This is a genomic window from Paraburkholderia dioscoreae, from assembly GCF_902459535.1.
Taxonomy (GTDB): domain Bacteria; phylum Pseudomonadota; class Gammaproteobacteria; order Burkholderiales; family Burkholderiaceae; genus Paraburkholderia; species Paraburkholderia dioscoreae.
Genome location: NZ_LR699554.1, coordinates 2,019,495 through 2,036,490, shown reverse-complemented (window position 1 = coordinate 2,036,490; position 16,996 = coordinate 2,019,495). Strand labels below are relative to the sequence as shown.

Sequence of the window (16,996 nt, the reverse complement as noted above, 5' to 3'; positions counted from 1 at the left end):
GCCGCACCTGACTCAATTCTCAGAGCGATCCCGCGTGGTGCGACGTTGCACGCGCACCAGCAACGCGGACGAAAACGCTCGCATGCTCACGAGTTTGCGCGTCTCCACCACCTCGCCCGCGATGTTTTTCGGCGGGTTCGGTTGCAGCGCCCAATATAGCGCAAGCAGCCAGCCGAACACGGTCCAGCCGAGACAGGCATTGAAGAGCGCCAGCGTCAGCACGTCGTGCCGCTTGCGCCGGTCCGCCAGCACGGCCGGCAGAAAATAGAGCGCCAACGCCAGTACCGCGGCGATGGCCTGAACGAAGACATTGCCCGCCATGATCCGCCTCCCCACACGCGACGTATGTCTGATTGTCGCGCGATTGTTTTGTCCGCGTAAGCTCGCTGCAAACTGCTCGCGTTGCTAGCGAAACCGCCGGCGCGAACGGTGGCGGTCGTCACTCAGCCACCTCTAAGCAAGCCCGCTGCGCGACGAGGGGTTCAGCCGATCCCGCATCAGGACTATCATGGTCGTTTCGACTGAACAGACCCGCCACGGACAGCCATCATGATCTCCGACGACACGACCCAGCAGGCTCAACGCATCAACCCCGACACGCTACGTGAATTCGTGGAGCGCAAGTGGAACGACGAGATCGTGCCCGCGCTCACGGACTACATTGCGGTACCGGCCAAGAGTCCGGCGTTCGATCCCGAGTGGGTCAAGCACGGCTATCTGGAGCGCGTGATTACCGACGCCGCGCAATGGGCCGAACAGCAGGCGGTGCGCGGCCTGGAACTCGAAGTGATCCGCTTGCCGGGCCGCACGCCGGTGATCTTCTTCGAAACGCCGGCGACCCGTTCCGGCAGCGAAGAGACCATCGTGCTGTACGGCCACCTCGACAAGCAGCCCGAGTTCGACGGCTGGCGCAACGACCTCGGACCGTGGACGCCCAAGCTCGAGAACGACAGGCTGTACGGCCGCGGCGGCGCCGACGACGGCTATGCGATCTACGCGAGCATTACCGCACTCGCGGCGCTGGACGCGCAGGGCGTCGAACGTCCGCGTTGCGTCGGTCTGATCGAAACCTGCGAGGAGTCCGGCAGCTACGATCTGCTGCCGTATGTCGACGCGCTGCGCGAGCGGCTCGGCAAGGTCGGTCTCGTCGTGTGCCTGGATTCGGGCGCGGGCAACTACGATCAGTTGTGGCTCACCACGTCCTTGCGCGGACTGGTGGCGGGCGACCTCGAAGTGCAGGTGCTCGACGAAGGCATTCACTCGGGCGGCTACGGCGGAATCGCGCCGTCGAGCTTTCGCATCATGCGGCAACTGTTCGACCGTCTCGAAGACTCCGCCAACGGCACGTTGCTGCCAAAGGGTTTCCACGTCGAGATTCCGGCGGACCGTTTGCGTGAAGCGGAAGCCACCGCCCGGATTCTCGGCGACGACGTCTGGAAAAAGTTGCCGTGGGCGTGCGGCCAGGACGGCCGCCAGGTGCTGCCCACCACCACTGATCCCAAAGAGGCCTTGCTCAATTCGACGTGGCGTCCGTCGCTGTCCGTGACCGGCGCGGCCGGGCTGCCCGCGCTTGCCGATGCCGGCAACGTACTGCGTCCGCGCACGGCGTTCAAGCTGTCGCTGCGTCTGCCGCCGCTGATCGAGGCGGAAAAGGCCGTCGCCGAACTGAAGGCACTGCTCGAACTCGATCCGCCGTACAACGCCAAGGTGACTTTCAAGCCGGACGCGGGCGCGGCGAGCGGCTGGAGCGCGCCGGATCTCGCCCCGTGGCTTGCCACGGCGCTCAACGACGCGTCGCGTCGACACTACGGCGCCGATGTCGCCTACATGGGGCAGGGCGGCACCATTCCGCTCATGAACGTGCTGAAGGCGGGTTTCCCGAAATCGCAGTTCATGGTGTGCGGCGTGCTCGGGCCGAAATCGAACGCGCACGGACCGAACGAATTCCTGGACGTGCCGTACGGCAAGAAGCTCACGGCAGCGGTTGCGGAGGTGATCGCCGCCGCGCCTTGAACGTTCCAGGGCGCGCCGCCCGGTACGAACAACGCGGCCATCAATTGTATGAATGCGCGGCAAGCTTGTCTCTATGCCGCGCATCTGCGATAGAACCCAGATGAAAATGCGCGGACTGGGTGGCCGCGCGTTTGAATATGCGAAACGGATATTCCGTCTGTTATCCCGCACACCAGAAAAAATAAATTCGCCGCTGATATTTTCGATTGCATTTTCTAATCGAAGACTATTTCCTTATCTTTCCACTCCGGCAAGAAATTCAATCTCTGGCAGTCAGTAAATCGACAGGCGTCCCGCGCTTATTTATGGGCCATTTTCGCCCATCTTCGGTGCGCAAGCGTTTGCGTGCGCGCCACGCCTCACCGCATGTCCGTCTTTGCCCGAAACGCCTTCTGATGTGGCTTTGAACGCCGCTTGCATTCATCTGTTGGTTACCCCGCTCCCAACCGATTCCGGTCTGCTTTAGGCTCGCATTGCAATGCCAGTGTTTAACCTTAAAAGGACCGTTCAAAATGAATCTGCATAACCACCACGCCTGCCGCCCGTTCCTCGAAGCCGGCAATCTTTCGCAAATTTCCGCTTACTATGAAGAAGGCCGCAACGTCATGTGGATGATGTTGCGGGCGCAGCCGCGGCCCTGTTTCAATCTCGATCTGGTGCATGACATTCTGGAACTCGCACAGGCAGCGCGAGCGTCGGGATTGCCGATCGATTTCTGGGTCACCGGCTCGTTGATTCCGACCATGTACAACGTGGGCGGCGATCTGGATTTCTTCGCGGACGCGATCCGCAACGGCAAGCGTCAGGCGCTGATGGCGTACGCGCGGGCTTGTGTCGATTGTGTGCATGCGGCGTCGCGGGGGTTCGACACCGGGGCGATCTCGATTGCGATGGTGGAAGGCACGGCGCTCGGTGGGGGCTTCGAGGCCGCGCTCGCACATCATTTCCTGCTCGCGCAGAGCGACGCGCGCATGGGCTTCCCGGAGATCGCGTTCAATCTGTTCCCGGGCATGGGCGGTTATTCACTGGTGGCACGTAAAGTCGGCATGCGGCTCGCGGAGGAACTGATCGGCGTCGGAGAATCGCATACGGCCGAATGGCATTACGGCAAAGGTCTGGTCGATCAACTGTTCGAGCCGGGCGAGGCCTATATGGCGACCCGTACTTTCATCGACACGCTCAAACCGAAAATGAACGGCATCCGCGCGATGCTGCGGGCTCGCCAGCGCGTGCTGCAACTCTCGCGCGCCGAGCTGATGGAAATCACCGAGGATTGGGTCGAGGCCGCCTTCACGATCGAAGAAAAGGATCTGGCTTTCATGGAGCGGCTCGTGCAGTTGCAGAACCGTCGCACGGCGAACCTGCGTCAGACGGCGGCCAGCGCGGCTAATTTCGCCTGAACCAGCCCGGCTTCAAACACAAAAAGCCGCAAGGGGGGCGGCCCCCACGGGGACTTTACGTGGGGCGCACGGGAGCTCAGGCAATCAGTCTGAGCTTCTGTCTATCCTGCAACCAGCGCTCGAATTCAGCCGCCGGCATGGCCTGCCCGTACAGAAAACCCTGTACGTAATCGACGCCCAGGCCCTTCATGAACAATTCTTCCGACTCGGTTTCGATTCCTTCGGCAACCACCTTGAAGTTCAGCTCCTGCGCGACGACCACCATGGAGCGCACCAGCGCTTGCGCTTTGGGGTCGGCGTTGATCGAGCGCACGAAGCTGCGATCGAGCTTGATGACGTCGAGCGGAATACGGCCGAGTTGCGACAGCGACGAATAGCCCGTGCCGAAGTCATCCAGATGAACCTGCGCGCCGAGCTGCCGGAACTGCTTGATCAGATCGATCGCGGCCGTTTCGTCTTCGATCAGGCAGCTCTCGGTCAGTTCGAGATCGATCAGGCAGGGGTCGAGATTCGCGTGCTGGAGCGCCTCGCTGAAATGGCGGACCACCGCCGTATCCACCAGTTGCCGAGCGGACACGTTGATCGCGATGCGCAGGTTGTAGCCGTCCGCTTTCCATTTGGCGGCCTGTTTCGCGGCCGTTTCCATGACCCAGCGGCCCAGCACGCCGATCAGACCGGACTCTTCCGCATAACGGATGAACTCCGCCGGCATGATCTGCCCGCGCTCCGGCGAATTCCAGCGCACCAGTGCTTCGGCGCCCTGGACCGCTCCGGTGGCGAGCGATAGTTTCGGCTGGTAATGCAGTGTCAGCTGGCCTTCATCGATGCCGCGCCGCAGGTTGGTGTCGAGCCACATGTACTCGGCGACCTTGCGATTCATCTCCGGCGAGAACACGCGGTGCGTACGCTTGCCTTCGTCTTTGGCGACGTACATGGCGGTATCCGCTGAGCGGATCAGCGATTCGAGGCTATCGCCATGTTCCGGATACAGCGCGATGCCGATCGAGCAGCCCGTGTAGACCTCCACGAGCCCGAGGCTGAACGGCGTGCGCATGCGTTCGAGAATGCGCTGCGCGGTGACTTCGAGTTCATGCGCCGTGCCCTTGGCCGCGAGCACGATGAATTCGTCGCCGCCGAGTCGCGCGAGCGTATCGCCTTCGTTCAGACAGAGGCTGATGGCCGCCGATACGTCGCGAATCAGGCGGTCGCCGAAGACGTGGCCGTAGTGATCGTTGACCTTCTTGAAGTTGTCGAGGTCGAGGAACAGCACGCCGACCGCTTCGCCTGGCGCGGCGTCTTCAATGGCGGCGCGGATTCTGTCCTGGATCGCGTTGCGGTTCGCAAGGCCGGTGAGCGAGTCGGTGTTCGCGAGCTCGGTGAGGCGTTCCTGCGCGAGCCGTTCCTCGGTGATGTCCGTGCCCGAGCAGATCAGGAATTGTTCTTCGACGCCGCTGCCGCTGTGAACGAACTTGTTGCGAAACAGAAAGAGCCGTTCGCCGTGCACCGTTTTGACGCGCCGCTCGACTTCGTACGACACGCCGCGATTGAAGAAGCCCGCAATGTTCTGGCTGGATGCCGCGCCGTCTTCAGTAGACATGAACAGCGCCCACACGTTGCGGCCGATGATGTTCTCTTCCTTGACGCCGGTGAGCTCTTCCGCGAGCCGGTTGAAGCGCTGTATCCGGCCGTGCCGGTCGAGGATCACGACGACCGAATTCACTTCGGAGACAACCTGTTCGGCGAACGAAAGACCGTGGACCAGATCGCGCGCGACGGACTCGGTGTCGTCATAGGCCGAGGCGGTGCCGGCCCACGAGTTGCTGGTGAGCTTTTTACCGACCAGATGCAGACGCAACGGCTCGCCGAATAGCCGCACGTCGAGCACGAGATGCGAGGTGACGCCGGTGAGGCAGCGGATTTGCGAGGCTTGTTGAGGATTCAGCGGAATGGCGACATTGGCGGGCACGTCCCCGGTCACGGGCGTGAGTTCGAGCGCGTTGCTGTCGTTCGACAGACGCCAGCATGGGCTGCTTGTGCCGAACTGGGCATAAAGCACCTGGTCGTGTTGGTCGTCGTTCATGAGATCCCCGGGCGGTGTGTGCCGTTGGCCGCCTTGAAGGCGGAGTCGGCAAACAGTCTTCATCATACTTAAGACTGTCCCCATTGTAGCGAAGCGGCTGGCGTTCGGGCTTAGAAAGATTAACGGTAATCGCGACTGTCGCCTTTAGCGCTTTTTTGCATTGAAGTAGCAGCGATTTTCCAATAGTCGGCACGCACTTCAAGCCTCAAAACCGCCGCGCGAGCCATGCACGAGCCTGTTCCCTCGCGGAAGGAACCGCTTCCAGAGCAGGATCAAACCAGAAAGTCCCCGCCACGAGCGTGGCCACTACGATGCCGTCGCGATAGAGGATCCGGTTGCCCGCCACAGCGGGCACGCGTTCGCCGACGAGCAAAGTGCCCGCGAGATTTAACGGATCGGTGCCGGCGACACAAACAAAAGCACCATCGTTCGCATGTCGCCGCACTTCTCGCAGGACCGGAATCGCTTCGGGCAGTGCGAACTGTTCACCGGCGAGTCCGTTCACAAAACGACCGCCTCGAATCACTCCGCGCGCTTCGAGTCTTTGGAACACGCGCAGAAGATCTCGCCAGGGCGGCAGCCAATCCGCCTCGCGTTCGAGCAGACGCCAGAACACCACGCCATAACGGCGCAAGAGTGTCATCGCGACATGTTCCAGCACTTCGGGCGGCACTTGCCGGCGGCGCTCCGGCACAACTTCGGCTGCCGCAGTAGCGGGCCGGCTGACGAGTGCCCAGCGTCCCGCGTCGTCCATGCCGCCGATCAACGCACTCGAGCGCGCGCGCCGGCTGCCCGAAAACGCATTGCGCTTTGCAACCGGTTTCAGCAACGCACGCAAGCCCGCGAAACTGTCGGAATTCACGAGACCCGCGGCCACCAGTTCGCCTAATGCGTTCTCCAGTTCCATACGCAATACGCGAACCTCCGTCAGCAATTCGTCGAAGAACATCGCGCCGTGTTGCACCAGCGCGTCATACACGCTTTGCGCGCGCGCCGACAACTCCGGTTGCTTCGACGGATCGAGCAATGCGCTCCACACGCGTACCTGGGCGCGCGGCAGCAGCACGATCGGCGTACTGCGGACCGGTCCCGCGGTGCCACGCGGGCGCTCGGTCAGACGAGTCCAGACTATCTTGCCGGCCCGGCATAGTTCGTCGAGCGAAGTATTCGCATACGCTTTCACGCGTGCGGGCAGGATGTCTTCCTCCCACGCGCCCGCCGCGGCCTGGAAGCCTTCGAGTTGTTCGAGCACCGCGGCCAGCGCGTCGCGCCCCTCGCTGCGGGTGTCCGGCGTCAAGTGCTGCCACTCGAACAGAAAACGCATGAAGTCGTGCCGTTCCACCGGCTCGATTTCGCGTCGCAAGCGTTTCACGGTGTAACGGTGTATGCGGGCGAGAAGGTGGCGTTCGCACCACTCTTCTTCCGCGGCTTGCGGCGTAAAGCGCCCACGCATCACATAGCCTTCGGCTTCCAGGCGCGTGAGGGTCTGTTCGACCGATGTTGCCGGCAATTTCAGCGCCGCCGCGATCGCGCTGACCGGCAGCGGGCCGAAGCCCGTCAGACGCGCACGGAGCACGTCGAGCAGGGCGTCGTCGGCATTCCAGTTGCCCGTGTAGCCCTTCGGCGCGGCGAGCGGGGGTGAGAATTGGGCGTCGGGATAAAGCGACTCGAAGCAGGTGAGGCGCTCGATGGGCAGCCACATTCCGGCGTCGCCGGCGATCTGCAAGCGGGTGGCGCGGCCGGCTTCGGCCAGCGACGCGAGCCATGCCGGCCAGCCTTCGTGGTGGCGCGCTTCGGTATCGGTGATGCAGGCGAGGCCCGTCAGCGCTTCGTGCATTTCGTCGGCGTTGCACGCCTGCGGCCATGCTTCGTCGCGCACGCTTTCAATGGCGCCGGCATCCAGCGCGCCGAGATCGTCGGCACTCGACGGATCCGTCCAGCGGCGATTCAGCACGGCTTGCGTGCGGCGTTCCTCGATGGGGGCGTCGTCGAGATACGCGTACGGCTTTGCATTGAGGATTTCGGCGGCGAGCGGCGAGGGTGCCGGCAAATCGCGCGCGACCAGTTGCACGTCGCCCTGTTCGATACGACGCAGCAGCGCGAGCCAGCGTTCGCTGTCCATTGCCTCGTGCAGACAGTCGTCGACGGTTTGGTCCACTAACGGATGACGCGGCAGCTCGCGTTCGCCGACTACGTTCTCCAGGCACGCGGCCTGTTCGGGAAACACGCTCGCCAGCAGATCCTCGCTGCGCATACGCTGTAATTGCGGCGCGGTCTTGCGCCCGCCGGTATAACGCGGCAAGCCGAGCGCGGTGGTCGCGTTCCAGCGCCAGCGCACGCCGAACAGCGGCGCGTCGAGCAACGCCTGAATCAGGAGATGCTCCGCGCTGTTCGAATGCAGATAGCGCCACACGTCGTCGAGCACGAAGGAGTGGCTGCCGGTCAGCGACAGCACGATCGCGTCCTCGGTGGCGGCAGCCTGCAGTTCGAAGTTGAAGGTGCGGCAAAACCGCTTGCGCAGCGCGAGGCCCCAGGCGCGATTCACGCGGCTGCCGAACGGCGCGTGGATCACGAGTTGCGTGCCGCCGGATTCGTCGAAGAAACGCTCCATGACCAGCGTGTTCTGCGTGGGCAGCACACTGAGCGCGGCGCGCGCGCGGGCGAGATAGTCGACGATCTGGCGCGCGGCGGCTTCGTCGAGACCGAGGTTGTCGGTGAGCCAGTGGGTCGCGTGGTCCAAGCGGGCAGGGAGCGTTGTCACTTCGGTTGCAATCTCGGCTTCAACCTCGGTTCCGGTGCCGGTTCCGTTCGCAACGATAGCCGACACTACCGAATCCTTCCCATCGAGAAGGCGCCCGATCTGCTCACGCAAACGCGCAACGCCGAACGACAGTTCGTCGCTGCGCCCCGGCGCTTCTCCTAGCCAGAAAGGAATATTCGGCGGCTGGCCCTGTGCGTCCTCGACCCGCACGCGCCCGCTTTCGATCCGCAGAATCCGATATGAAGCATTGCCAAGCTGAAACACGTCGCCGGCCAGACTTTCGACGGCGAAATCCTCGTTCACGGTGCCGATATTGATCGCCTGCGGTTCGAGCACCACGGCATAGTCGGCGTTCTCGGGAATGGTACCGCCCGAAGTGACGGCCACCAGCTTGCCGCCGCGCCGGCCGCGCAGCGTGCCGCTCACCACGTCGCGGTGAATATAGGCGCCGCGCGGACCATTGCGGCTCGTATAGCCTTCAACGAGCATGCGCAGGACGGCGTCGTACTGTTCACGCGTCAGGTCCGCGTACGGCGCGGCACGCCGCATCATGTCGAACAGCGCGTCTTCGCTCCACTCGGCGCTCGACACTTCCGCAACGATCTGCTGCGCGAGCACATCGAGCGGCGCGCGCGGAATGCGCAGCGCGTCGAGTTCGCCGCGCCGCACGCAGTCGAGCAGCGCCGCGCATTCGATCAGATCGTCGCGCGAAGCCGGAAAAAGTCTGCCCTTGGGCATGCCGCCGACATGATGGCCCGAGCGTCCGACGCGTTGCAGGAACGGCGCGATCGCGCGTGGCGAACCCATCTGGCAGACCAGATCGACGTCGCCGATATCGATGCCGAGTTCCAGCGAAGCGGTGGCGATCAGCACGCGCAGTTCCCCGCGTTTCAGGCGCTGTTCGGCGTCGAACCGGTATTCCTTGGCGAGGCTGCCGTGGTGCGCGGCGACCGCCTCCTTGCCCAGCCGCTCGGTCAGATGACGCGCGGCGCGCTCGGCCATGCGGCGCGTGTTGACGAAGATCAGGGTGGTGCGGTGCATGGCCACGAGTTCGGCGAGGCGGTCGTAGACGCGCTCCCACACCTCGTTGGGCATCACGGCTTCGAGCGGCACGGGAGGAATTTCCAGCGCGAGATCGCGTTCGCGCACATGACCGACGTCGACGATCGCGCAATCGGCGGGAATGCCGCTGTCGATGCTCGCGCCGCCAACCAGAAAGCGCGCGACCGCGCTCACCGGCTTTTGCGTCGCGGACAGGCCGATTCGCGGCAGGCGCCGCTGACACAGCGCGTCCAGCCGCTCCAGGCTGAGCGCGAGATGACTGCCGCGCTTGCTGCCGGCGAGCGCGTGAATTTCGTCGACGATCACCGTGCGTACGGTCGAGAGCATGCGTCGGCCGGAGTCCGAACCGAGCAGCACGTAAAGCGATTCCGGCGTGGTCACGAGAATATGCGGCGCGCGCTTTTTCAACGCGTTGCGTTCCTGCTGCGTGGTGTCGCCGGTGCGCACGGCGGTACGGATGTCCGGCGCCGGCAAGCCGCGCAACGCGAGTTCCGCGGCGATGCCTTGCAACGGCAGTTGCAGATTGAGGCGAATGTCGTTGGACAGCGCTTTCAACGGCGAGACGTAGACGACCAGCGTTTCGTCGGGCAGTGCGCCGCCGGCAGCGAGTCCTTGCTGAACCAGATCGTCGAGCGCGGACAGGAAGGCGGTGAGCGTTTTGCCCGACCCCGTCGGCGCGGCCACCAGCGTGGAGCGGCCACGGCGAATCTGCGGCCACGCGGCGGCCTGAGCGTCGGTCGGCGCGGCGAACATCTTCAGGAACCAGCTTGCGACCGCGGGATGGAAATCATCCAGCGCGTGTGCGGTGGATCGCCCCGTCGCGGGCGTCGCGACAGGGCCGGATGCGTTGCCGGAAGCCGCGCCCAGGGCAGCGGAGGGGACGGTGGTGGCCGAAGTCATGCTTGTATAGATGGGGACGTGACGTGCCATATCCAGAGGGCGAAGAAATCTTGCCAGCTGCAGGGATCAGGAGTCAGTCTGGCAGGTTTGCGGGGGCTTTGCCGAACCTAACTTGCCGCCGGTAACGTTGCAATCGAAGCGCCTGTGTCACGGCAATTTTTGCCGTCCCGGCGATGCGCTACGGCCAGGCGCGCGGCCGAATGGATCGTAAGGAGTTTGGAATATACATCGGCCCGCTGGCCGGCAGGCGCACGCGCATTTCGCGCTCTGCCGGATTTTTCTAATTGCAGTACTCTCTACGCCTCACCCATCCACGAATCCATGATGGAGTCTCGACAATGCGATACAACCAGTTGGGCCGTACCGGTGTGTTCGTTTCAGAACTATGTCTGGGCACGATGACCTTCGGCGGTGGCGAGGGCATGTGGAAGCAGATCGGCGATCTGCAGCAGGGCGACGCGGAGCGGCTGGTTGGCCGGGCGCTCGACGCGGGCATTAATTTCATCGACACGGCCGATGTTTACGCGGAAGGTCTGTCAGAGCAGATCACGGGCCAGGCGCTGAAAAACCTCAAGGTGCCGCGCGACAAAGTGGTGGTGGCCACCAAAGTCTTCGGCCAGACGGGCGAGTTTCCCAACGCGCGCGGCGCCTCGCGCTACCACATCGTCGACGGCGTGAAGGCGAGTCTGAAGCGCCTGCAGCTCGATCACGTGGACCTGTATCAGATTCACGGCTTCGATCCGGCCACGCCGATCGAAGAAACCCTGCGCGCGCTCGATACGCTCGTGCAGCACGGCCATGTGCGCTATGTCGGCGTGTCGAACTGGGCCGCGTGGCAGATCGCGAAAGCGCTCGGCATCTCGGAGCGCCTGGGGCTCGCGCGCTTCGAAACGCTGCAGGCGTATTACACGCTGGCAGGCCGCGACCTCGAACGTGAACTTGCGCCGATGCTGCGCAGCGAGGGCCTCGGGCTGATGGTATGGAGTCCGCTCGCGGGCGGCCTGCTGAGCGGCAAATATGGACGCGAGCAGCAGGGCGAAGCGGGCAGCCGCCGCACGACCTTCGATTTTCCGCCGGTCAACCGTGAACGCGCCTACGACTGCATCGACGTGATGCGCGATATTGCCGAGACGAAGAAGGTATCGGTGGCGCAGATTGCGCTGGCCTGGCTGCTGCATCAGCGGGTGGTGACCTCGGTGATCGTCGGCGCAAAGAAGGTCGAGCAACTCGACGACAACATCGCGGCCACCGGCGTCTCGCTGACTGCGGACGAACTCGCGAAGCTCGATCAGGTCAGCACGCTGCCGGCGGAATACCCGGGCTGGATGCTGGATCGTCAGGGCGAGCCGCGCCGCAAGCAGCTGGAGGAGACGCGGCATCCGGCATAGTGCCGGGCGTAAGCGAAGGCAGCCGAGCGTGGGGTGGACGCAGCGTGTAGCGTGAAGTGAGCACAGCGTGTGAATGCTGTGCTCATTCAGTCTGCTCAGCCGGCGTACTCCGTCAGCGCGCCTGGTTAATGTGCTCAGCCAGCGGCCTGGGCTGCGTCCGCAGCTTCAGCCGCATAAGCGGCGGCGGCATCCATCGTGCGAGCCGAATACACCATCGCGGCGCCTGCATTGATGGCGACCGCTACGCCCAGCGCTTCGGCGATTTCGTCGCGCGTTGCGCCATGCTTGAGCGCTTCGGCCGTGTGCACGGTGATACAGCCGTCACAGCGCAGGCTGACCGCCACGGCGAGCGAAATCAGTTCGCGTGTTTTGGCGCCGAGCAGATCCTTCTTCTGACCGGCGCCCGATATCGCCTGATAGCCCCTGACGGTATCCGGCGACAGTTTGGCGATCTCGCCGATACGGCCCAACAGTTCTTTGCGGTAATCGATCCAGTTCAACATGGCAGTGCTCCTTGGTCTGTTGCGCGCCGGCAGGTGCCGGCGTCGTGAGACAAGTATTGCGCTGCGCCGCGATATCCTGAATACTCGATTCGCTCAACTTTTAGCGCGTGCGTCTCATGGATACGCTCAGCCGACTGATCGACCTCGCCCGGCCTCAAGCCAGTCTCGACCTGCGTTGCCTGCTTTCGGGCGCCTTCGACCTCGATCATGACCCGATGGAAGCCGGCATTGCGCCGTTCCACCTGGTGCTGGACGGCGCGTGCATCGTCGAAACCGCCGACGGCGCGCAGCACGCCCTGAGCGCGGGCGATTTCATGCTGTTTCCCCGCGGCGCGGCGCATCGCGTGCGCGACGTGAAGCGGTTGGCGGCCGCCGCGCCGTTGACGCTCGGCCACGACGGCATGCTGCCGTTGCGGCGCAATGACGGTCACGATGACGCACGCGTCTCCGCCGACGTCGATCTTCTGTGCGGCCGTTTCCTCTATGCACCGGGATCATCCGCCTTGCTGCTGAATGCGTTGCCCGATCCGTTTCATGTTTCGCTGAGCGGTATGCAAACGCTGGGCTCGCTGCAAACGGTAATCGCGCTGATGCGGACCGAGGCCGAACGACGCCAGGCGGGCGCTCTTGCGATCGTCACCGCATTGAGTCAGGCGCTCTTTGCGATGGCATTGCGCGCGCACGGCGAGCAGAACGCGTCGACGTCGGGCGTGCTCGCGCTACTTGCCGACGCGCGCCTCGGTGCTTCCGTGCAAGGCATGCTGGGCGCTCCCGAGCGGGCGTGGTCCATTGCGGAACTCGGCGAGCTCGCCGCCATGTCGCGCGCGACTTACGCGCGCCATTTCAACGAGCGCGCGGGCATGACGGTGATGGACTTTCTCACGCAGATCCGTATGACCATAGCGTGCGATCTGCTGCGACGCACGCAGCGCAGCGCGGCCGAGATCGGCGAAGCGGTGGGCTATCAATCGGAGGCGGCCTTCGGCAAGGCGTTTCAGCAAAGCGTGGGCGTGACACCGGGACGTTACCGGCGTCTTCCGCAGGAGAACGGTGCGGCGCAAAGCTAGCTAGGTTTTGTGCGGTTTGCCGAACCAGCGTTCCTCGATCCACGACATGAGAAAGGCAACGAGCAACGCGCAGACCGTGCCGAGCGTCACTTCGCCGAGGCGCATCAGGGCTTTGTCCCACGCCGGCCCCATGCCGGGCACCAGCAGCATGATCGTCGCGGTAATGCCGCCCAGACGCGCCGCACTGCCGACGTTCAGGATCCAGCACATGATGATCGCCACCCCTACTGTGGCCGCATAGGCCGCGAAATAGCCGGCGCCGAGCGTCGTGCCGACGAGCCCGCACAAGCCGCCGACCATCGCGCCGATGAATTGATCGCGCGACAGGTTGCGAGTGTCGATGTAGCTATGCTGGCTGACCGCGATCGCCGTGATGCAGGCCCAGAACGCCTGCTCGGTATGCAGCGCGCGGCCGATGGCGAAGGCGAGGCTCGCGCCCGCCACCGCTTGCACGGCCATGAAGCCGCCTTCGATCAGCCGCTCGCCGGGCGGCAACGACTTGAGAAAGGCAAACAGCGTGTTGGCGGCGCTTGCCCGCGCCGTACGTTGTGGATCGTCGCGTAAGGTCATTGAATGTGAGAAGCCTTGTTGCTGCAAGAGGGTTCCGTATTCTAGCGACTTCAATTTGCGCCGGGCAGAGGCAGGCTCGCCGGCCCGCGCGAATCAAAAAGCGTTGCATATCCATGCGTTTGACGCTCATGACTAACCCTCACGACTGCGTAGCCGGTGATACCAGTTCATCAACGGCGTCGCCGAAACACCGTGGACGACGACTGACGCCGCGATCACCGCCAGCGCGAGCGGCACGAGCGGGGCGACGTTGGCCTCGCTGCCGTTTTCGAGTGCGAATGCGAGGTAATAAAACGAACCGATGCCACGTATTCCGAACCAGCTCATGAGGCGCCGTTGCGTCGGTGTCGCGCTCGAGCCCAGCAGCGATAATTCCACCGATACGGGGCGCACCAGGACGAACAGCGCGGCGGTGAGCGCAACGGTCTGCCAGGTGAAGAGCGGCGCCTGCATCGTGGCGAGCACGTTGCCGACCATCGCCATGACGGCGACCTCGGCGATGCGTTCGAGCTCGATCGTGAAGCCGAGGACCGACTCGGTCATGAACGCATGCGCCTTGCTCGGATTTGCCGCGGTCGCTTCCACGTCTTCGGAGTCGACGGTGCCGATTGCCTTGCGAGCCGACATGCCGCCGCTCGCACGGTGTTCGACGCGGCGCATCGCGACACCGGCCGCGAACACGGCCAGAAAACCGTAGGTCTGAGCGAGTTGTGCGGCGCCGAAACAGAGTTCGATCAGGCCGAGCGCGAAGAAACCCTCGAGCCCGAGCGCCTGCGCATGGCGCGTGCGCAGCCATGCCACTGCGTGCGTCGTGGCCCAGCCGAGCCCGCCGCCGATAGCGAGCGCGCCCGCCACGCCCCATACGATGCTGCCCGCGAGCTTCAGGTTCAGCAGATCGCCGGCTTCGGCGGCGGGCGCGGCGCACAACGCCAGGCCCAGCATGGCGAAGGGCAGTGCGATGCCGTCGTTCAGGCCGCCTTCGCCGGAGAGCGCGAAGCGCAGCAGATCGTGATCGCCCGGGTTGTGCACTTGCACATCGTGGGCGAGCACCGGGTCCGTGGGCGCGAGAATCGCCGCCAGCAGCAATGCCGGCCCCCAGCCGAGATGCAGGACATATACGCCAAAGAGCGTCAGCAGTGGAATAGTCGCCAGCATGGCAAGAAAGCCGAGCCGCAGCGGCACGGTCCAGAGTTTCTCCAGCATGCCTAGCCGCAGGCGCAGACCGATGGCAAACAGCGAGACGAGCAGCGCGACTTCGGTGATGATGCGCAGCAGGTGCGCGTCGGCGATCATGTCGAGACGCAACAGGCCGATACAGGGCGGCCCGAGGGCATAGCCGATCGCGAGGTAGAACATGGCGGCGCTGACTGGCAGCCGCCGGAGTGTCGTTGCCGCGAGGCCCATGAAAACGAGCACGCCGCCAACGATGAGAAACCACAAAGTTTCGTGCATGAGCATCCGGTAAGGGCTCGCGGGCGCGCGCCGCATGCGTGGCCGGTTGAAGAATGCGCGGACGCGTCGGTCACTGACGCGCCTTTTTCAAGGCGTGCGTCCGAATGCTTCCCGCAGCTTGCGCTTGGCCTCTTGCAAGGTATCACGGCGCGCTTTCGGCAGGTTCCTTCCCGCGCGATTGATATAGAAGTTCAGCATCGACATGGCCGACTGGAACGGTGTGCCCTTGCGGCGGCGGCTTTTGGTGGACGACTGCTTGAGTGAGTGCGCGATCGACTCGGCGCTGCCGGTTTTGAAAATGTCGTGCTGGATATCCATCGCGTCACTGGTTTCCATCACGTGATGCGACCACTTTTTCGGACTCTTCGCGCGATGGGCGGCCTGTGCCTGCGCGTGCCGCTGGCGCGGCGGCCGTCCGGACTTGCCGCGCGCGACAGGGCGTTTCGATCGGGTGGTGGACTTTTTTCGGGTGGGCATGGTGCCGGCTCCTTATCGGAATGTGCCGCGCGCGCTTGCGCGGCTGTGATGTCTTGGAACGTCTTGCAACTCCCGCTCAAAGAGAAATGCGCCGGCTGCCGCGATGGCGGCATGCCGGCGCATCGGCTCGGGTGCGGCAACCGCATTGCCGCACGCGCTCGCCATGAGCGCCCTTTACAACTTCAATCCGCCAGCCTCGGGTGCATCCGACGATCCCGGCGGAATGTCGCCGACACCGTAGTCGTCGCGTCGATCGTACGGGTCGCGGCCCCAGTAAGGTTCGCTGCCGTAGTACTGATGCACGGAGGTCGCCCACGTCTGATCCGCCATCGCCGGCCAATGATCCTTGTCGAAGCCGGGTGCGTTCTTCACGCGTTCGGCGGTCATGTTCAGCACGAAGCACTTCTGCTCCGTATCCAGCGTCAACGCGTGCCAGGGAATGGCAAGCAGCTTGTCGCCAATGCCGAGAAAGCCGCCGCTCGAGAGCACGGCGTACGCGACGCGTCCCGAACTGACGTCGAGCATGATGTCCTTGATCTTGCCGATGTCCTCGCCGTCGCTGCTGAGCACCTTGTTGCCATCCAGCGTGGCGGCGGCCATCACGTTGGGACCGGGGCCATCGGCGGTGGCGCTGCCTTTGCCGACGATACGGGCGCCTTCGCCCTGGCGCATGCCGGCTTGCGTCTGTGTCTGGTTGAGCATGATGTGACTCCTCTACAGGTGGGTATGTGGAAGCTTGAGCAACCGGCGTTCCTTCATGTTCCGGGAGGCATGCACGAGGTGGAGCGGCGACAAGGGGTGTTCACGTGTGTGCGTTCGCGCTGAACGCTTGCGGTGGGCCGCACTGCACGCGTAAAGCGTGCTGGCGTGTTTGAAATTATTTCGCTCGCAGATCGGATGGATGAAGACGGCTGGCGCGACCTCCGTCCTAAGGCATAGCCCTTGCTCGTTGCTTCTGCAACAGCGCATGCAACCCACGCTGCTATCTACTCAGGGAGAGAACTCGATGAAATCTTCACAAGCATGGCTGGTATCGGCACTCGTCGTCGTGTCGGGCGCGGCGTTCGCGCAGGCGGGCGGTGGCAACGGCAATGGCGGCAACGGTGGCTCCGGCGGCTCGGGCAACGCGCACGGCGCCGCGACGGCGGCACCGACCACGAACGGACAACCCACGTCGGGCGCGATGAGTTCGAGCGGCTCGAAGTCGCATCACATGTCGAAGGCGAAGAAGCCGAAGACTGATTCGACCAATATGCCCGGCGCTGATGCGAGCAGTGACACGAAAGGGCAGTGAGAGCGAATTATCCAGGGGCGGGCCGTCTT

Annotated in this window: 13 protein-coding genes; 5 read left to right on the top strand and 8 right to left on the bottom strand. The window is 64.0% G+C overall.

What is annotated here, in order from left to right:
* Window positions 1–12: 12 nt before the first annotated feature.
* Window positions 13–321, bottom strand: coding sequence for a superinfection immunity protein (locus PDMSB3_RS29265; RefSeq protein WP_165188535.1), 309 nt, complete (start codon window positions 319–321; stop codon window positions 13–15).
* 228 nt (window positions 322–549) lie between these two features.
* On the opposite strand from PDMSB3_RS29265, the gene PDMSB3_RS29260 reads away from it, so the two are divergent.
* Entirely contained in the window at window positions 550–2,013 is a 1,464-nt protein-coding gene (locus PDMSB3_RS29260; RefSeq protein WP_007177531.1) for a M20 family metallopeptidase, read from the top strand.
* A 512-nt stretch (window positions 2,014–2,525) separates the two neighbouring features.
* Window positions 2,526–3,413, top strand: a complete 888-nt coding sequence (locus tag PDMSB3_RS29255) for a crotonase/enoyl-CoA hydratase family protein (protein WP_007177530.1) — start codon at window positions 2,526–2,528, stop codon at window positions 3,411–3,413.
* Between the two features lie 76 nt (window positions 3,414–3,489).
* On the opposite strand, the gene pdeR is transcribed toward PDMSB3_RS29255, so the two are convergent.
* Together pdeR and PDMSB3_RS29245 are read right to left on the bottom strand one after the other, a co-directional pair.
* Entirely contained in the window at window positions 3,490–5,493 is a 2,004-nt protein-coding gene (gene pdeR / locus PDMSB3_RS29250; RefSeq protein ID WP_007177529.1) for a cyclic di-GMP phosphodiesterase, read from the bottom strand.
* A gap of 205 nt (window positions 5,494–5,698) precedes the next feature.
* Window positions 5,699–10,216, bottom strand: a complete 4,518-nt coding sequence (locus tag PDMSB3_RS29245) for a DEAD/DEAH box helicase (protein WP_197740285.1) — start codon at window positions 10,214–10,216, stop codon at window positions 5,699–5,701.
* A gap of 338 nt (window positions 10,217–10,554) precedes the next feature.
* Between PDMSB3_RS29245 and PDMSB3_RS29240 the strand changes: the two genes are divergently transcribed.
* On the top strand, window positions 10,555–11,604 hold the full coding sequence (locus tag PDMSB3_RS29240; RefSeq protein ID WP_007177527.1) for an aldo/keto reductase: 1,050 nt from the start codon (window positions 10,555–10,557) through the stop codon (window positions 11,602–11,604).
* 134 nt (window positions 11,605–11,738) lie between these two features.
* Here the strand turns inward: PDMSB3_RS29240 and PDMSB3_RS29235 are convergent, their stop codons facing one another.
* Entirely contained in the window at window positions 11,739–12,107 is a 369-nt protein-coding gene (locus PDMSB3_RS29235; protein WP_007177526.1) for a carboxymuconolactone decarboxylase family protein, read from the bottom strand.
* Between the two features lie 116 nt (window positions 12,108–12,223).
* Between PDMSB3_RS29235 and PDMSB3_RS29230 the strand changes: the two genes are divergently transcribed.
* Complete coding sequence (locus tag PDMSB3_RS29230; protein WP_165188531.1) at window positions 12,224–13,174, top strand: AraC family transcriptional regulator; 951 nt, start codon at window positions 12,224–12,226, stop codon at window positions 13,172–13,174.
* Here the strand turns inward: PDMSB3_RS29230 and PDMSB3_RS29225 are convergent, their stop codons facing one another.
* The 4 genes from PDMSB3_RS29225 to PDMSB3_RS29210 all read right to left on the bottom strand — a co-directional run bounded on the left by PDMSB3_RS29225 (window position 13,175) and on the right by PDMSB3_RS29210 (window position 16,375).
* A complete protein-coding gene (locus PDMSB3_RS29225) occupies window positions 13,175–13,744 on the bottom strand; it encodes an FUSC family protein (RefSeq protein ID WP_007177524.1) in 570 nt (189 codons plus the stop codon).
* A gap of 132 nt (window positions 13,745–13,876) precedes the next feature.
* On the bottom strand, window positions 13,877–15,196 hold the full coding sequence (locus PDMSB3_RS29220; protein ID WP_007177523.1) for a cation:proton antiporter: 1,320 nt from the start codon (window positions 15,194–15,196) through the stop codon (window positions 13,877–13,879).
* A gap of 87 nt (window positions 15,197–15,283) precedes the next feature.
* Entirely contained in the window at window positions 15,284–15,673 is a 390-nt protein-coding gene (locus tag PDMSB3_RS29215; protein ID WP_007177522.1) for a DUF3175 domain-containing protein, read from the bottom strand.
* 174 nt (window positions 15,674–15,847) lie between these two features.
* Window positions 15,848–16,375, bottom strand: coding sequence for a PRC-barrel domain-containing protein (locus tag PDMSB3_RS29210; protein WP_007177521.1), 528 nt, complete (start codon window positions 16,373–16,375; stop codon window positions 15,848–15,850).
* 304 nt (window positions 16,376–16,679) lie between these two features.
* On the opposite strand from PDMSB3_RS29210, the gene PDMSB3_RS29205 reads away from it, so the two are divergent.
* Window positions 16,680–16,967 (top strand): hypothetical protein, encoded by a 288-nt coding sequence (locus PDMSB3_RS29205; protein WP_007177520.1) that lies wholly within the window; start codon window positions 16,680–16,682, stop codon window positions 16,965–16,967.
* The last annotated feature ends 29 nt before the right edge of the window (window positions 16,968–16,996 follow it).

What these genes read in the sequence shown, in the direction of transcription:
- pdeR (WP_007177529.1), bottom strand. Translation starts at nt 5,493, where the DNA reads ATGAACGACGACCAACACGACCAGGTGCTTTATGCCCAGTTCGGCACA.
- PDMSB3_RS29215 (WP_007177522.1), bottom strand. Translation starts at nt 15,673, where the DNA reads ATGCCCACCCGAAAAAAGTCCACCACCCGATCGAAACGCCCTGTCGCG.
- PDMSB3_RS29235 (WP_007177526.1), bottom strand. Translation starts at nt 12,107, where the DNA reads ATGTTGAACTGGATCGATTACCGCAAAGAACTGTTGGGCCGTATCGGC.
- PDMSB3_RS29245 (WP_197740285.1), bottom strand. Translation starts at nt 10,216, where the DNA reads ATGACTTCGGCCACCACCGTCCCCTCCGCTGCCCTGGGCGCGGCTTCC.
- PDMSB3_RS29225 (WP_007177524.1), bottom strand. Translation starts at nt 13,744, where the DNA reads ATGACCTTACGCGACGATCCACAACGTACGGCGCGGGCAAGCGCCGCC.
- PDMSB3_RS29240 (WP_007177527.1), top strand. Translation starts at nt 10,555, where the DNA reads ATGCGATACAACCAGTTGGGCCGTACCGGTGTGTTCGTTTCAGAACTA.
- PDMSB3_RS29265 (WP_165188535.1), bottom strand. Translation starts at nt 321, where the DNA reads ATGGCGGGCAATGTCTTCGTTCAGGCCATCGCCGCGGTACTGGCGTTG.
- PDMSB3_RS29205 (WP_007177520.1), top strand. Translation starts at nt 16,680, where the DNA reads ATGAAATCTTCACAAGCATGGCTGGTATCGGCACTCGTCGTCGTGTCG.
- PDMSB3_RS29230 (WP_165188531.1), top strand. Translation starts at nt 12,224, where the DNA reads ATGGATACGCTCAGCCGACTGATCGACCTCGCCCGGCCTCAAGCCAGT.
- PDMSB3_RS29210 (WP_007177521.1), bottom strand. Translation starts at nt 16,375, where the DNA reads ATGCTCAACCAGACACAGACGCAAGCCGGCATGCGCCAGGGCGAAGGC.
- PDMSB3_RS29220 (WP_007177523.1), bottom strand. Translation starts at nt 15,196, where the DNA reads ATGCACGAAACTTTGTGGTTTCTCATCGTTGGCGGCGTGCTCGTTTTC.
- PDMSB3_RS29260 (WP_007177531.1), top strand. Translation starts at nt 550, where the DNA reads ATGATCTCCGACGACACGACCCAGCAGGCTCAACGCATCAACCCCGAC.
- PDMSB3_RS29255 (WP_007177530.1), top strand. Translation starts at nt 2,526, where the DNA reads ATGAATCTGCATAACCACCACGCCTGCCGCCCGTTCCTCGAAGCCGGC.